Source organism: Brevibacterium sp. 91QC2O2 (genome assembly GCF_024580695.1).
Classification (GTDB): domain Bacteria; phylum Actinomycetota; class Actinomycetes; order Actinomycetales; family Brevibacteriaceae; genus Brevibacterium; species Brevibacterium moorei.
In genome coordinates this window covers 1-455 of sequence record NZ_JANIJY010000072.1, presented here as the reverse complement: position 1 = coordinate 455, position 455 = coordinate 1, and the positions used below count along the sequence as shown (strand labels likewise).

Genomic DNA, 455 nt, shown 5'->3' with positions numbered 1-455 from the left:
ATTTCACCCCTTTGCGCAGTTCAAACGAGTAGGTCTTGAAATCGGCCGAGGCGCCGGCCTTCGCCGCCAGCATGGGACGCGTGGCGTTGACGTTATCGAGGGTCACGAGACCCTCGAAGATATTGTTGATGACCTCGAGTTCGACGGCGCTCGACGCCATGTAGGGATCGAGCGTACCCGGACCGGAGACGCTGGCATAGATCAGCGTGCCTCCCTTCTTGGGGGTCTGCGCGCAAGCGGTACTGGCGACGCCGAGCGAAATTCCGAGAACCAGGGTCAGCGCCACTGCGATGCCTTGTGCAACATTCCGCTTCATTCGCCTGCTCCCAAAAATTCGTCGCAAATTCCGTTGACGCCTGCCGCGATCTAAAGCCCCGCCACGATCTTGAAGGCGTCATCGGTCACCGACAACGCGTGATCGATATCCGCGGCGGTATGCGCGACGGACAGAAACA

Annotated in this window: 1 pseudogene; it reads right to left on the bottom strand. The window is 59.8% G+C overall.

From position 1 onward, the window contains the following. Positions 1–286: pseudogene (locus tag NQ036_RS15475) on the bottom strand (hypothetical protein); the annotation flags it as partial. Positions 287–455 lie beyond the last annotated feature (169 nt).